Annotated in this window: 10 protein-coding genes; 2 read left to right on the top strand and 8 right to left on the bottom strand. The window is 57.7% G+C overall.

The features are described 5' to 3' along the window. Window positions 1-12 precede the first annotated feature (12 nt). From pyrF to Q0K10_RS06285, 6 genes are all read right to left on the bottom strand, one after another. Window positions 13-825 carry an orotidine-5'-phosphate decarboxylase gene (pyrF, locus tag Q0K10_RS06310; RefSeq protein WP_294504703.1) on the bottom strand — a complete coding sequence of 271 codons (813 nt, stop codon included), beginning with the start codon at window positions 823-825 and terminating at the stop codon, window positions 13-15. After that, window positions 822-1,853 (bottom strand): serine/threonine-protein kinase, encoded by a 1,032-nt coding sequence (locus Q0K10_RS06305; RefSeq protein ID WP_294504701.1) that lies wholly within the window; start codon window positions 1,851-1,853, stop codon window positions 822-824. The genes pyrF and Q0K10_RS06305 overlap by 4 nt, the downstream gene beginning before the upstream one ends. Before the next feature lie 9 nt (window positions 1,854-1,862). After that, window positions 1,863-2,468, bottom strand: coding sequence for an HD domain-containing protein (locus Q0K10_RS06300; RefSeq protein ID WP_294504698.1), 606 nt, complete (start codon window positions 2,466-2,468; stop codon window positions 1,863-1,865). A 73-nt stretch (window positions 2,469-2,541) separates the two neighbouring features. Further along, window positions 2,542-5,202, bottom strand: a complete 2,661-nt coding sequence (locus Q0K10_RS06295) for a hypothetical protein (RefSeq protein ID WP_294504696.1) — start codon at window positions 5,200-5,202, stop codon at window positions 2,542-2,544. Then, complete coding sequence (locus tag Q0K10_RS06290; RefSeq protein WP_294504694.1) at window positions 5,199-5,732, bottom strand: hypothetical protein; 534 nt, start codon at window positions 5,730-5,732, stop codon at window positions 5,199-5,201. Before Q0K10_RS06290 ends, Q0K10_RS06295 begins: the two co-directional genes overlap by 4 nt. A gap of 24 nt (window positions 5,733-5,756) precedes the next feature. Next, entirely contained in the window at window positions 5,757-7,745 is a 1,989-nt protein-coding gene (locus Q0K10_RS06285) for a ribonuclease R family protein (protein ID WP_294504692.1), read from the bottom strand. Window positions 7,746-7,905: 160 nt separating this feature from the next. Between Q0K10_RS06285 and panB the strand changes: the two genes are divergently transcribed. Beyond that, complete coding sequence (panB, locus tag Q0K10_RS06280) at window positions 7,906-8,694, top strand: 3-methyl-2-oxobutanoate hydroxymethyltransferase (RefSeq protein WP_294504689.1); 789 nt, start codon at window positions 7,906-7,908, stop codon at window positions 8,692-8,694. A 103-nt stretch (window positions 8,695-8,797) separates the two neighbouring features. Here the strand turns inward: panB and Q0K10_RS06275 are convergent, their stop codons facing one another. Together Q0K10_RS06275 and Q0K10_RS06270 are read right to left on the bottom strand one after the other, a co-directional pair. After that, entirely contained in the window at window positions 8,798-12,784 is a 3,987-nt protein-coding gene (locus tag Q0K10_RS06275) for a beta-galactosidase (protein WP_294504687.1), read from the bottom strand. A 26-nt stretch (window positions 12,785-12,810) separates the two neighbouring features. Beyond that, window positions 12,811-13,449: a hypothetical protein gene (locus tag Q0K10_RS06270; RefSeq protein WP_294504685.1), complete on the bottom strand. Its 639-nt coding sequence runs from the start codon at window positions 13,447-13,449 to the stop codon at window positions 12,811-12,813. A gap of 66 nt (window positions 13,450-13,515) precedes the next feature. Here Q0K10_RS06270 and Q0K10_RS06265 point away from each other — a divergent pair, with 66 nt between their 5' ends. Next, window positions 13,516-15,198 (top strand): recombinase family protein, encoded by a 1,683-nt coding sequence (locus tag Q0K10_RS06265; RefSeq protein ID WP_294504683.1) that lies wholly within the window; start codon window positions 13,516-13,518, stop codon window positions 15,196-15,198. Window positions 15,199-15,358 lie beyond the last annotated feature (160 nt).

The following is a 15,358-nucleotide window of genomic DNA, read 5'->3' as shown; positions in this document are numbered from 1 at the left end:
CATCTTTCCGCATCAGCAGAAGGAGTTCGCCAGATCGCGCAGTTCGCGCGCCGCGTTCCCGGCTCCCGCTGCAAAGTTTTCGGTTTTATCGGCGTAGATGATGCCGCGCGAAGAGTTGATGATGATCCCGTGCCCGGTCGCATCACAGCCGAATCTCACGACTTTCTCAACGTCTCCTCCCTGGGCGCCGACGCCGGGCACGAGGAACACCATCTGCGGGCAAAGCTCGCGCACATGCCGGAGCTCCTCCGGATAGGTCGCACCGATCACGAGTGCGGCGTTGTTGTTGTAGTTCCATTTGTCGCGGGCGAGCAGCGCAACGTGCTCATAAACCATCTTCCCGTCACAGAGGAGGTTCTGCAGATCACCAGAATTCGGATTCGAAGTGCGGCAGAGGATGATGACACCCTTGTCCGCATAATCCAGAAACGGCTTGAGCGTGTCGAATCCCATGTACGGATTGACCGTCACCGCGTCGGCCTTGTAACGTTCGAACGCCTCTTTCGCATACATCGTTGCGGTCGAGCCGATGTCGCTGCGCTTCACGTCGAGAATCACCGGGATCTGCGGCGCGCGTTCATGAATGTAGTCGATCGTCAGTTTCAGATCCTCATCCGCGTTCTGCCCGGCATAATAGGCTGCCTGCGGCTTGTAGGCACAGACCCAGTCGACCGTCGCATCGATGATCGCACGATTGAATTCAAAGAGCGCATGCTCCTTTTCGCGAACACACTCCGGCAGTTTCGAGCGTTCCGGATCAAGGCCCACGCAGATCAGACTGCGGTTGACCTGCGAAGCGTGTTTGAGTTTTTCCATGAAAGTCATGATTTCATTTCCTTTTTTATGGTTTTCTGGTTCAAAACGATTGTCCGATCGTCGTCGCCGATCGCGTCCGTCTCCGCGTCGGGTTCGAGTCCGAAGCGGCCCGGCATGAGCGTTTTCATGTAGTCGGCCAGCGTGACGATGGTCGGTCCGTAACCGTCCTTGTAAATGTAATACTCGAGATCGCGGGCGAGCACGGATGTGTCGTCATACCGATCCGACGGATCGCCGGCGAGCATCTTATGCAGCATCGCAATGATCTCCTCCGGCAGATTTTCCGGCAGCAGCGACCAGTCGATCCGGTTTTCGCGCGCCTGGGCGAGCTGTTCGGTCGGCTGCAGCCCGACATTGCGCGCCATCCGTCCGGAAATCATGTAGAAGAGCACAATTCCGAGCGCATAGATGTCCGCGCGGAAATCGACCGGTTCGAGCCGTGCCTGTTCCGGCGCCATGAATGCGAGCTTGCCGGAGACACGCCCTTCAGCCGCCTTCTGCGACGCGACGCGCGCAATGCCGAAATCCGTGATTTTGGGGACGCCTTCGGTATTGATGAGAATGTTGTGCGGGCAGACGTCGCAGTGGACGATCCCAAGCGGCCTGCCGTCAGCCCCCCTGCGGCTGTGCGCATACGCGAGGCCGCGGGCAACCCGGGCGGCGATGAACACCGCCAGCTCCAGCGGCATTTGCCTGCGCAGTTTCACATGAAAATCCACAAGGTCGAAGAGCGCCATCCCGTCGACGTATTCGATCACAAAATAGTAAGCCCCCGCATACCGTTCGAGCTGATAGATCTGTACGATGTTCTCGTGAATCAGGTTTGCGACGAGTTTCGCCTCGCTGATAAAGCTCTCCACGTAGGATTCGTTGTCGGAGAGCTGCTTGCGAAGCATCTTGATCGCGACGGTTTTCTCGAAGCCGGCAACTCCGATCTTGCGCGCCTTGTACACGGTTCCCATGCCGCCTTCGGCGATCAGCCGGACGAGTTCATACCGCTCGCGTCCTTCGAGCACTCCCAACGCTTCTCTTCCCATCACAACTCCTTATTGATCAGACATTTCAGTCAGAATCCGCACCTTTTTCCCTACCCGGGCGCGGTTGCGTTCGAGTCCGGGTCCGCGCAATTTTCGCGCAGCCTCGGTGAAGTAGTTCACCCTGCTCAGAAACTCCGCTTCCAACCGCCAGAATTCGAGATCCGAGAAATGGCGTCCGCCCTGCTCAAGTTCCCGCCGGAACAGCAAGGCACGTTCCGGAAAATCCTCCGTTCCCAATCTTCCCAGATCCGCGTCGCGCATGAGTTCCTCAAGCAGATTCCGGGGGGAGCAGGAGAGTTTCGTCGCTCGAATCAGGGAGGCGACCAGCCCGGCCTCCCCCGGCTCACCGCCGCTCTCTCTCACGATATCGAGCGCCATCCCGGCTGCGACCTCCTCGTGGTCGGCGGCGTCGACCGCGTAACCGACATCGTGCAACCATCCGGCGACACGCAGCAGTTCAAGCTCTTCTGCCGAGACTCCGGATGCGCGGCCGAATTCGGTCACATCCTCCACGAACATCCGCGTATGTTCAAGATGATGGTAGCACCAGCGACGTGCATCAATCCGTTCGGTGATCCACGCGACCGCCCACTCTTTCACGCGTTTTTCGTCCATGTTTCCGCCTCCGTCCGCCATCTGTTCAATATACACCTCCGGACGGAATAACGCAAGCAGCGCGCACCGGATTTCACGCCCGTTCGAGCCGAAGCTCCCCGGCGCTTCCGCGCGGCAGGCTGATTTCCACCGTGCCCGGCACACGTTGCCGGACCGAAGACTCCGCACCGCAGAAACAGGCGCGCCACTTTCCCTCTCCCGTAACGGCGATCAGCGTGGATTCCCCCGTCCCGGATTCTCCGCCGACGGCGATGCGGCAGCGCCAGCTCCGCTCATCCGTCGAAAGATCCCGGATCACAGTGTCGAATCCGCCGGTCAACCGTCCCGGCACGAAATAAGCGCCGAACCAGCCGAGCACCGGGCACGACAACGCCGAAAAATGGTGCCAGCCGCCACCGCGCCCCGCCGCGATCGTAAACTGCTCGTAGCAGCCGCGGGACGCGACGACCTCACGCTCATAAACCGAAAGAGCCGTGTGGGCGATCCACCATGCAAAATCGGCCCGGTTGTCGTCCAGCGCCGCCTTCCAGAACAGCCACTGATACGGCATCCAGATCGAACCGTTCCAGTAGCCGTCCATCCGGAAGTAGGGGGCGGCCCGGTCGACGGTCGAGAGGCCGAACGGAGTCCGGCAGTGATCGGGGCTCTCAAGCCGTGCCCAGAGTTTCGCCTTCTGTTCCGGCGTGCAGATTCCTGCCAGCAGCGGAGCGGCGCCGTCCATCCCGAGATCGTAGTTGCAGCCGCTCTCGTGGCGCAGGATGCCGCATGGACGCTCCTCTTGATCATAACGGACATAGCTGAAGCTCCCGGACTCTTCATCCCAGGAATCGCGATGCAACAAGCCGGAAAGTTCCGCAATATCTTCCTCGTACATCGAAAGATCCGCTTCCGCACCGAGCGCCCTTGCCGTGTCGTGCAAAATCTTTGCGCAGCGGATCACGTGCGAACTGCCCACCGCCGGAGCGGCGTCACGGGCCCCGGTCGTGGCGACGAACCACTGCGGCGGATAGTCATCCCATCCGCCCGAGTTGTAGAAGTAGTCCCAGCTGCGTATGAGTGTGCCGCGCCCCTTTCCGCGCATGGTCGAAGAAGCCGCCCGTCCCGCCATGAAACGGTAGTAGTGTCGCAGCTTCGGATAGAAATAGGCCGCCAGCTCCCGGCTGCCGCCGCGATTCATGATCTCCGAAAACAAGTAAAACTGCACCGGAACCGGGGAGCCGTGATGAATGAAGGCGCACTCTTCGTCCCCGGGTTCGGTCAGATAGGCGTTCAGATTCTCAACCGCGGGTTTTTCTCCGAGTTCGAGCAGGCCAAGCCCGATGAACCCGGAGTCCCACGTGTAGAGGCTGTTCCACCGCCGTCCCGGCGTATGGTGGCGCACATTTCTCCCTTTGAACCAGGTGGGGAAGACCACATTCGTCAATGTCACAGCGGCGAGACGCTCCCGGCTGAAGGTGAACGCCTTCCCTTCCGCCGTGGCTCCGGGATGCCAGTATGTCCCGGCCGACGCCTCCGCGATCCGCCCGAACTCATTGCGTTTTTCTTCCGCCTCCGTCAGCAGAGCGGCGACTTCCGCGCGCGTGCCGGAACAGACCACCGCACAGACCGCCGTCTCCCCGCCCGGCTGCGCCGTGAGCGGCTGCATGACCGCATCCACCCACTCCTCCGCGCCGCCGCAATCACGGCACTCTCCGAAAAACGGCTGGTGCACCTCATCGCTGTACAGCAGAATATCCATCATCGAAGGGGCGCGGTAGCGGCGCACAAAATTCGAATCGAAATCCCAGTACACCCCGTAAACCGTGTCGACGGCATCGAATGCGAGGATCCGGCTGTTCCGGACCGGGCCGGGTTCGACGTGCGGCGTGATGCTCTCCGCCGCGTCCCGGAAACGGGTCGATTCCGCGCCCGGTCCGATCGCGATGCCGTCGATCCGGCACTCGGCTCCGCCCTGCGAGACCAGCAAAAGCCCCTCTTCGCCGACCGCGGGAAGTTCCACCTCCACCAGATGCCACTCCCCGGTACCGGGAATCCCGACGGTGACGCCGTTCACGAGAAGTTCAACGAACTCTCCTTCCGCGACCCGGCACCGGATTGCCGCCGTCACCGGTTTTTTCATCGGCACGGGCATTCGGAAGCGCAGCCGGTCACCGGCTTCCACGCCCCATCCCTGTCCGACACATCCTCCCCGGACCGTTCCGGAACACCGCTCCTCTCCGCGTCGCAGAGCGTCATAGACGAGGTTGTCCTGCGGGCGCGGAGTCGCCCATTCAAGCCCTGCGTGATCGAGTGCATCAAGCCAGATGCATCCCTCCGGAAGAACCGGCTCCACCCGCTTTTCCGGCGGAGCCGTCAGGTTCGAGAGAAAATGAACGCCGAACGCGACCGGCTCTTCCGTGTGATTCACGCAGCGGCACTCCGCCAGACGCATGTTGTCATGCAGTTTTGCAAAACGGATGTCGGCGTAGATCCGATCCATCGGTTCAAGCTGCTGCCGATAGCTGTAGTTCTCCAGATCCGCCGCCACACTCCACGGCAGATAGCCGGACGGGCGCAGAGCATCGGGAATTCCGAGCTGCCGCCGATAGAGCGCCGGTACGACCGTAAAGTCGAACCGCATTCCCCTCTCCCGGTCCGCGATGTGTGAAATCCCGAAAAACTTTTTCGAGTATGGCCCCCACTCCGGCAGCGTGAGATCGTGACAACCATCGAGCCGGTGAAAATCCTGCATCATTTCAATTCCGCTTCAAACATCCGCTTTAAATTTTCCGGAGCGGGATTTCTCTCCCATTCCGCCCGGGCTTCGGCAAACGCCTCATTCCCGGAAAGTTCCGTCTCCTTCCCGGCAAGCTCGATCCGCGCAAGGCACTCTTCCTGCGTGATCCGGATACGAGTCGTATCATCCAGGGCTCCCGGCGTCTGCGCGAGCGTCCTGAGTTTGCCGAGATAATAGATCTTCACAACTGCGCGCGCCGCTCCGTTTCCTCCCGGCGCATCAAGCGCAAAAAACTCAAGCCGTGCAAGATCGCACGCCAGCTGCGCCAGGAGAAGTTCCGCCATCGAACCGGTTCCCGCTTTGAATTTCACCTCGGAGTCGTGCAGCACACCCGTCATCGTGTCGCGGTAGGCTTCAACTGCTGCACGCACTTCCGACGTCGCCTCCGCCGCCGAACCCGCCAGTGATTCCCCTTTCGGTCGAAGCAGTGGAGAAATCAGAACCACGACGATCAGCGACACAACGATCGTGATTCCAATATGTTTCATCGAATATCCCTGACTCATCGATCGTTACCTCGTTATTCCAGCCGGAACGAACAGTGCGCTTCCGCGAGCGAAATCGATATGCGAAAGCCGCAGATAGATGAAATCTCCCGGCTTGTAGCTCTTGTGCCCGCGTTCCTCGCGGAATCCGAAATCGCTGCGCCGGTACTCGCCCGGCAGCCGTTCGCGCTCGACGAATCCGTACATCCCGAGCTCCCGGATATCGACCTGAAGCCCGCCGGAAACAACCTTGACGATAACTCCTTCGTAGAAGTTTTCGCCGCCGGCTTCGAGCTTTTCCTCCAGGTAACGCAGTTTAAGCCGGTCGTTCGCGGCGAAGTAGGCGGCATCGTTGTTCTCCTCCTTCATCGAGCAGTCGGCGGCGACACGGGCCATGGTCGCGACGGTCCGCGTGCGCGACTTCGTGTCGAGATTCCAGAGCTGCTGATGGACGATAAGATCCGGATAACGCCGGATCGGACTTGTAAAGTGGACATACCTCCCCTTGCCGAGTCCGAAGTGCAGAGCCGGTTTCTCCAGGTAATATGCGCGCGGCATCGAACGCAGCAGCAAACTCAGAATCACCGGACGGCGCGGATCATCCGGAAGGCTCGCAAGAAACGCGTTGCACGCCTTCCGCTCGGTCAGATCCCCCGGCGTCAGGCCGAACGACTCCTGCATGATCGCCGTAAACTCCTCGATTTTCTCCGGATCCGGTGCGGGATGAACCCGGTAAAGGCCTGCCACACTCTTCTGTCCGAGCTCGATTCCGACCGCCGAATTCGCGGCGAGCATGCACTCCTCGACGAGCTGCTCCGATTCGCGCGGCGTCTTGGAAACCAGTCCGAGAATTTTGTTGTCGCTCTCACTGCACAACACCCGGATCTCAGGCAAATCCATCTCGATAAACTGCTCGGTCTCCCGGCGATACTGCCGCATCTTCCGGGTCATCTCAAGCAGCAGTTTCAGAGAATCCCGAAGCTCCGCCGACCAGTCGTCCGGCGCCTTTCCCTTGTCGAGAAACTCCTGCACCTCCTCGTAATTCAACCGGTGATCGACCCGGACAAGCGTGTGGCAACGACGGAACGACACCACCCTCCCCGTCGCCTTCTCCACCGTCAGAAACACCGTGTGCGCACGTGAATCCGCACCGGCGCGCAGACTGATCTTCGCGGTCAGCGCCTTCGGCAGCATCGGCAGCGTCCGCCCCGGCAGATAACAGCTGAACGAACGTTTTTCCGCCTGTTTGTCGAATTTCGACTTCGGTGTGATGTAGGCGGCCACGTCGGAGATGTGCACGCCGATCACCACCTCGGAGTCGTCCTTCCCCGGAGCAATCGAGAGCGCGTCGTCGAAATCCTTCGCGTCGAACGGGTCGATCGTGAGCGTCAGAGCCTTCGTGTGGTCTTCTCGCTCGATTTCGCGCGGTTCGATCTTTTCCGCCTCGAGGTTGTCGGAGTCGGAGTAGGGAGATGCCAGACCGTATTCCGCCATCACCGCATCGAGATCGGCGGCGATGACGCCTGCGCGCCCGAGCACCTTGCGGATCGTTCCGCGCCAGACGCCGTCCTCGTGTCCGAGCAGTTTCACCCGTACCCAGTCGCCCCGCTTCGCGCCGTTGCGCGCTCCGGAGATCTCGATCTCTTCGGGCATGCGTTTGTTGAGCGGGCGGACGCGATGACCCGCGAGCAGTTCTCCTACGAGCTCTTCCCGTTCGCGGTTCAACACTTCGATCACTTTTCCCGCCGGGCCCTTCTCCCCTTCGCCCGGGCGCTCTGGACGCGGCGGCAGAATCGCCACCTTCACCTCATCCCCGTCCATCGCGTCCCCGACGAACTGTGCCGGGATGAACACATCATCCGGTTTTTCGCCGTGCTCGTCTTCCGGGAGAGAAACAAATCCATATCCGGAGTGCGTAATCGTGATTTTCCCGATCACCGTCTCCTGCCGCCGTGCGCGACGGAGCTTCAGCCGTTCCGCGATGCGACGCAACCGTTTTTTTCTTTCCTTCTTCATCGTGCAATCCTCCTTTCCGGTTCAGCGGAGTCTTCATTCAACATAACACGCAATTGCACAAAGTTCAAAATAAATTTGCAAAAATCCCCGGGGAGACGCATATTAATAACGAGAAGAAAACATGGAATCCTGCAACCGGATTCCTGAAGGAGGTTCATCCATGAGTACAAATCCGAAAGTCACCGTCGCCACCTTCCGGAAACGCAAGGCCGCCGGAGAAAAAATTTCCATGTTGACCGTCTATGACGCGCCGACCGCCTCGATCTGCCACGCGGCCGGGGTTGATTCGCTGCTCGTCGGCGACTCCCTCGCCATGACCGTGCTCGGCTACAAGAACACGCTCCCGCTCACGATGGAGGAGGCGCTTCATCACACCAGAGCCGTCCGGCGCGGAGCTCCCGACGCGTTCGTCGTCTTCGATATGCCGTTCATGAGTTACCAGGCCGATGACGCCGAAGCGCTGCGCAATGCCGGTCGTGCCATGAAGGAGGCGGGAGCCGACGCGGTCAAACTCGAAGGCGGCGCCGAAGTCGCCCCGCTCATCGCGAAACTCGTCCGCAGCGGAATCCCCGTGCTCGCCCACCTCGGTCTCCTTCCGCAGCACATCATGACCGCGGGCGGATACCGTCAGACCGGCAAGACCCCAGAAGACGCCGCCAGGCTGCTCGACGACGCCCGCAAAGTCGAAGAGGCCGGAGCATTCGCAACCGTTCTGGAGTGCATGCCGGCCGACGTCGGCAGAATGATCACCGAAAACATCGGAATTCCCACCATCGGCATCGGGTCCGGCCCCGACTGCGACGGCCAGGTGCAGGTTCTGAACGACCTGCTCGGGCTCTTCGAGGAGTTCACCCCGAAACATGCCCGCCGCTACGCAGAACTCGGCCGCATCTTCCGGGAAGCCGTCACCCGCTATGCCGACGACGTGAAAACCGGTGCGTTCAAGTAATCCGTGTCCCCCGTCCGCCCCCGCCGGAAACAGGGGCGGAGAGGACCGCAAAACGAAAAGGACTCTTCCCGCCTGCTTTTTCACGGGAAGAGTCTTGTGCTTCTTACTCCGGCTGAAAGCGCAGGAAACGCACTTCCAGCGGCTTGAGTTCAAATGAAAAATCCGCAGGACGGGCAGCGATCAGATCCGTCAGCGTGCCTTTTGCTCCGGTAAGTTCTATGCGCCTGGCCGCGGTTTCGTAATTCGCGATATTGACGAGGAAGGAGTTGCCGTCCGGAACGATCCGGCAGATGACGCCGGTGTTTTCTCCGGGAGAAACCTCCATCCGCAGCGGCAGAGTCTCCACCAGATCCGCAAGTGCGCCCGCCCTTCGCGCAAGTTCCGGCAGAGAAAGATCTCCCGGTAACTTCTCATCGGTCCGAAGCGGCTGATCCGAAGTTTTCCCGTGAGGCGTCAAGGTGGGCTCACGACCGACCGTTACGACTTTCCCTCCCTGTTTCCGGAACGCGTCGAGCTGTTCGATCACCCTCCCCGGCAAATGGGTGCACTCCGGCAGAAAGAGCAGTTTTATCGAACCGAAATCACCGTTCATCAGTTGATTCTCCGTACGGAATCCGATCTTGTGGCCGGTCATGGCCAGCGCCGGATAAAGCTGTTTGAGTCCGGCCACATAACCGGAAGGATTCTGGATATAGCTCGTCGGCGCGTAAAGGATTCCGATCCGGGGCAGCGCCGTGGCGAAGGCCGAGATCTCCGGCGCGAGCCGATTCCCGTCCAGAACCGCCATCGACTGTGCGAGAATCGATGCCGGACGCTGGTAGACGTTCCCCGGCAGGTCGGGACGCTTTCGCGCGGCTTCGGGCGGCACCGCCCGCCACACCCAGGTCACCGCGCCCGTCACGCCCTGCAGAAACTGCTCGAAGGTTGCAGCGTAGATGTGCTCGTACGGGATGTTCTGCCAGTCTCCGTCCTTGATGACGTGATTCTCGCTGTTGAGCACCGGCATGTTCCGGATGGAACGCTGCAGATCGTGATACATCGCCATCGTGTACCAGTCGGAAATCCAGCGACCGGTCCGGTGGTACATGTAGTTGTCGTTGCCGTTGTAATCGCTGAATGCGGCGAAGAGCTCCGGATCGACCGCCTCGTTGTTGTAGGCTGGCTCCAACGTTTTGAACACCATGATCTTGGCTGAAAGTTTCGCTTCGGGCCAATGCGAGCGAACCACTTCGGCCATCCAGGCGTGCCACTCCGCAAGCGCGGCGCGTTTCCAGCGGTGGAATTCGTAGTTGACGGCAGGATTCCCGAGACCGGCATCCGCGAGCGCCTCAAAACTCGGAAAGTTTGTGCCGGCCGTCCGGTTGAACTGTTCGAGCGAACCGTACTCCTTCTCGATATGGGCAAAAAAGAGTTTGCGCGTAAACGGCTTGTCCAGTCTCGTCCCCGTGTAAACCGGTTCGTTCGAAAGACACAGGCTGTGCAGCGCCGCACGATACGGACTTTGTTTCAGCAGCGGAATAATGATGTCCAGATAGCGCCGGATCATCTTTCTCGATTCCGGATGATTGATCTCGTACTTGAAGAAGCCGGAATCGCTTTTCAGTTCCGGATTCGCCTCCAGCCACCAGGCGGGATGGTAGTGCGGACTCAGCAGCAGACAGACGCGCACATTGTTTTCCAGCGCCCGTTTCAACCCGGGTTCGATGCGTTCCCGGAAGTCGTCGAGCGACACTTCATCGAACGACTCCGGAAAAAACGAACGCGGCCCGATCTCCTGCTGAATCATGCTGTTCCCCAGCCCGGCCAGCAGCGGCATATCTTCGACCACCGGCTCGAAATGCCCGTATCCGACGAAGAAATATGGTCTTACGGAAATCTCTCCCTTCTCGTCCGCAACCGGAACGTCCGCAACATCGAATATGGCCCCCTCCTCCCGGTTCCGCCGGTAAAGCCAGGTTGCAGGCAACCGTTCACGATTTGCGAAGTTCGTCTCCAGCAACTCCAGTGCCGCCTGAAGCTCAGGCACGACCCACTCGCCAATGCGGGTGTAGTAGGCGAGATCCTCCGGGTTTTCCGCAGTTTCGAGGTTGCGTCGGTGTTCCTCAAGCTTGTTCCGGATGAGCAGTCGCGGAACGGTCAGATAGCGGGAGGGGGCGGCAACGGTTCCAATCCGCTCTTCCAGCGGAACAAACCGCTCTTCCAGCGCCCGCAGCGCGTCGAGCTGCCGCCTGCGCAGATCGGCCTTCTCCAGCCGGAGTTCGGCGGCCGCACGCTCCGGGGCTTCGAATTTCAGGATAAATTCCCCCTCCGGAATTTTTGCGAGATCGAAATCGTAACCGACAGCCAGAAGCGCTCCCGGTTCCACAGCCGGAACCATCTCAAGCTCAAGCGGATGAACATTCCCGGAGGAATCGGTCAGCGAGACCGCCAGCCGCCACGGCGCAGGTTCCGCGAATCCGGCCGCATACACGATCCCTTCCACTCTGCGGATCACCGACCGGCGATCCGAAACCGCGAACAGTTGCGCCTTCCCGTTCAGCGGCAATACCCGCAGATTCTCCTGCGCCCCCTTCTGGCGGTGAATTCCGTTGCCGAGGAATGCGACTTCGCGGCGATTACCGTCGCCGGTGACGTTGTTGACCACGGCGTTGACGGTAAAACCGCCGTCAAGATCGATCCCTTTCAGCAGCGACGGCGAAAGCACCCCGGAAATGCGGTAACCGTCCGCAGTGCGCGCGCCCGAGACCGTCATCCCGCCGCGGCCGGATACCGCATTCCCGGCGGCGTCGCAGACCGCCACTGTGCCGTCCTCGCCGGGCGCACGGAACACGAACTCCATGTCATCCTCGATCCGATCGCGAAACAGCCCCGGCGAAAAGCGAAGCTGCAGACTGTCACCGTTCCAGAACTTCTCGTTGTCCGGGGTGCGGATGTCTCGGTCGGTCACCTCCGCCCGGAACGCCAGACCGCCGGAAGCACGCCCGAACCAAAGACGCGCATGAAACGTCTCTTTTTCGGGAAACTCCCCCTGATAATGCCCCCGGTCGGCGGGCAGATCGAGCGCAGTGCCCATGCCTTCCGGCGGCAACGGATACACCTTTCCCGCCTGAAAATCTTCCGGCGCGACGGTTTCTCCTCCCGCCGGAACGATCCGGATGTCATCGAGGTAAGCCACATCGGCCACCGACTCGGAGAGGATGTGCAGTATCAAGGTTCCATCCCCTTCGAAATCCTCCGGCTGCGGCGTGAATTCAAACGAGAACTTCTTCCAGCTGTTCGGCAACGCACCGAGCGGCAGTCGCGGCCGCCACCGTTTGCCGATCATAAACGCGATGCCGTTGGCGTTCTCGCCGCGTGCCTGAAGCGTCAAACGATACTTCACCCCGGGCGTAACCCGGATCTTGCGGGACAGCAACCCATAGACATTCGGCTGACGCGGAGAACTGTTCGTGATGAGCAGCGACTTCGATCCGTCCACGGCCTCCCGTTCCGACACGGCCATCTTCACCGCGGCGTTCCCCCGGACGTAGAACTGCCATCCCGGAGGCGGAGCATCGGTCGGAGCCGCCTCGAACGAACCGTCGGGAACGATCCCCCGTTCGACCGGAACCGGGGCAAGAGACATATCCGTCAGAATCGCCTCATTGGCAATGTTTTCCGAAAGCAGGGAAACCGGATATTTTCCATCGCGCCCGAACTCTCCCGCGGGGGGAGTGAATTCGAAGGAGAACTCCTTCCAGCCCTCTTCCATTCCGAGCAGCTGGAATCGCGGACGCCATTTCGGCCCGAAGGCGAAAACGATCCCGCCCGCCTTCTTCCCCCTGGCACGCAGGGTCAGCCGGTAGCGGACATCCGCCTTGAGCGGACAACTCCAGGTGATCACCCCGTAAGTATTTGGTTTGCGCGCAGTCCGATTGGAGATCCTCAATCCGGAGCGCCCCTCGATCAGCTGCGCCTCCATGACGACATCCGCTCCGCCATTCGCCCGAAACCGCCCCTCGGCCGGATTCAAAACTATGTTATCCGCCGCCGAAGCGGCCAGCCCGCACACGGCAGACAACAACAACCCGATTCCCTTACTTCGAATCATGACTCCTCCTGATTGAATTTGCCTTGCTACTGGGCGACCGACCAGAAATAACGTCGGCCGTCATTTACGAAATCGCGTGCAACCGCCGCTACGCTCCCGTCCCGTTTCGTCACGTTGGCCCGGGTGAATCCGCTGTGCCGGAAATGGAGCGCCCGATCGGCGTTCCCGCCCTGCTGACCGCCAGTGTGATGATTGAGCCAGGCGCTCTGCAGCTCGGTGGTCGTTCCGTTTCCGCAGCGGGTGGAATCCCCGGCGAGAATATCCCACTGGGTCAATCTCGTCAGTTTGCGGCTGTAGGCTCCGTCGTTACCCATCAGTTTGCCGTCTCCAAGCTCCGGAAAACCGCACGGAACCCCGTAGGTGTTGTCCGGGTTGCCGTTGTAATTGAACGGCGTCCAGCCCGGGCAGAGAATGATGTCCGCCTTCCCATTCGCCGGAAGCCGGCGGTAGTTGAGTTCCTGCAGATACCGCGCCCAGCGACGATTACCGTCCGTGATGATCGAGGCAGGCAGCAGCCAGTCGTTGTAATCCCCGGCGTAAAAGATGAAAATCGTTCCGAGCTGTTTCAGATTGTTCATGCAGGTGGTCTCCTTCGCCCGGGTTCTCGCCTGATTCAGCGCCGGCAGCAGCATCGACGCCAGAATCGCGATGATCGCAATCACCACGAATATCACTTGTTAAATATACATTATGGGAATATATTATTCAATCAATAAAAGAGGAGAAAAGTAATGAAAGCTCTGATTTACGCACGGCAAAGCAGCGGGAAAGATGATTTCTCTGAATCTGTCGAAGCTCAGATCGCCAATTGCAAGAAGTTGGCAGCCCAAGAGAAGCTTGAAGTTATCGGAGTCTACAAAGATCTGAATACCAGTGGAGAAATTTATCCGGTAGGAGCAGAAGAAATTGCCCGATTGGATTCTGCTTATGTAAAGTGGTCTTGCAGCCAAAGTACCAAAAAAGATTTTCGGATAGGACTTTGTCATGCTTTGCAGAAACTTTCAGAAGTTGATTTTATTCTGGTTAATGAATTGACCCGACTGTATCGCCCAATCAATGGAAGTTTTTTGGAGGGATATATCAATCAGCTTCTCAAGGAAAATGAGGTTAAAGTCTTACAGGTTCAAGGCGGAACCATTGATTTGAGCAAGTTTGATCAACAACTGATCACATTGATCAAAAATCAGATTCTTTATGAAGATTTGCAAAAAAAACGTCAGAATAGCATCAACGCTTTTCGTATTAAGCGAGATAGCGGTATGCTTTGTGGAGACGCTAAAATGCATGGGATTCGTTATCTGGGGAACGGGAAACTTGAGGTGATTCCAGAATGGATTGAAATCATCAAATTTATCTATGATAACATTTGTGCCTACCGCTCTTATCGGGCCATTATCCGTGATTGCAATGAACGCTGGGGCAAAAAAATTTTCTTCTACCAAAGTTCTATCTATGCTATTGCCAAGCAGCCGATTTATTGCGGTTATCAGTACAACAGTCAAGGTGAATTGATTAAAAATGTTCAAATCACAGGCCAGGAGTTTATTTCATTCGAACAGTGGCAGGAAGTTCAGAAAATTATCTCACATAAACGAGCTGTTCATCATGTTCGTGCTAAAAAACACTGGTTGCCGCTTTCCGGCAAACTTTATTGTGGCGAATGCGGGGGAAAATTGATTTGCTTGCTGGAGCATGGAAAAATCTACTATGCTTGTAACAAGAGGACGCTTGATCGCAACCATGCAAATTGCCGCAACAGTCGAATCCGCTTTGAAACTGGAGTTCGTGGAGAACCGGCACTTTATGACGCGGTATATCCGTTGCTGTCTATTGCCTTGATTGAGCGTCACAAAAAAGCTGTAGAAATCTTGAATGATAAAAACGAATTAACAAAATATGATGTTGAGCTGAAAAACCTTTCCGCCAAAGAAGAACAGCTGCACGAAATGTTTCTGGATGGCCTTGCAACTGCGGAGCAGCTCCGCAAATTATTGACTCGCAATAAAGCAAGGCGAAATGAATTACTGAAAAAAATAACCTTATTAAAGAATAGCAACATGAATGATGAAGTTTTACAGGATCTGGAAAATAATATCTTGGGGAGATTATTTGACGACTTAGCGGCAAAGAATTTGCCACAGTCCATATATGAAAGTTTATTGAACGATGCTCAGATTACTGCAACCTGTTATGCTAATCATGTAGAGTTTCATACACTTTATGGTTCTTTCAGCTTGCCACGTATCCGTTCTGCTAACCGACTTTGGATGCCCAAATGGGAACTCGCTTTAGTAAATTCGGCAAATATAAAAAAAAACATTGTAAATAAAAATACACGTTTCCTTGTCACATATCTGACGGGAACCCAAGGAATTTTGGCCGACTTTGGGATTCTTCGTGTTATCAGTAAGTAAAACCGTCTTCTCCTTCTCCCTACTATTATGATAAATTTCCTCAAAATATCTAAGATATTAAATATCTCCTTATTAGTTGTGTGAAAATTGATTTGACTTTTAGCAAAAGAGGTGATAAATTTGAAGACTTTATGCTATAAACTGAAACGAAAATAGAAGT

Origin of the sequence: uncultured Victivallis sp. (assembly GCF_944391105.1) — a bacterium.
Taxonomy (GTDB): domain Bacteria; phylum Verrucomicrobiota; class Lentisphaeria; order Victivallales; family Victivallaceae; genus Victivallis.
The sequence above is the reverse complement of the archived record's forward strand: the minus strand, read 5'-3'. Positions and strand labels throughout refer to the sequence as shown.

Bases quoted from the DNA above. Each gene is read 5' to 3' on its own strand.
- pyrF (WP_294504703.1), bottom strand. From the start codon at position 825: ATGACTTTCATGGAAAAACTCAAACACGCTTCGCAGGTCAACCGCAGT.
- Q0K10_RS06305 (WP_294504701.1), bottom strand. From the start codon at position 1,853: ATGGGAAGAGAAGCGTTGGGAGTGCTCGAAGGACGCGAGCGGTATGAA.
- Q0K10_RS06300 (WP_294504698.1), bottom strand. From the start codon at position 2,468: ATGGACGAAAAACGCGTGAAAGAGTGGGCGGTCGCGTGGATCACCGAA.
- Q0K10_RS06295 (WP_294504696.1), bottom strand. From the start codon at position 5,202: ATGATGCAGGATTTTCACCGGCTCGATGGTTGTCACGATCTCACGCTG.
- Q0K10_RS06290 (WP_294504694.1), bottom strand. From the start codon at position 5,732: ATGAAACATATTGGAATCACGATCGTTGTGTCGCTGATCGTCGTGGTT.
- Q0K10_RS06285 (WP_294504692.1), bottom strand. From the start codon at position 7,745: ATGAAGAAGGAAAGAAAAAAACGGTTGCGTCGCATCGCGGAACGGCTG.
- panB (WP_294504689.1), top strand. From the start codon at position 7,906: ATGAGTACAAATCCGAAAGTCACCGTCGCCACCTTCCGGAAACGCAAG.
- Q0K10_RS06275 (WP_294504687.1), bottom strand. From the start codon at position 12,784: ATGATTCGAAGTAAGGGAATCGGGTTGTTGTTGTCTGCCGTGTGCGGG.
- Q0K10_RS06265 (WP_294504683.1), top strand. From the start codon at position 13,516: ATGAAAGCTCTGATTTACGCACGGCAAAGCAGCGGGAAAGATGATTTC.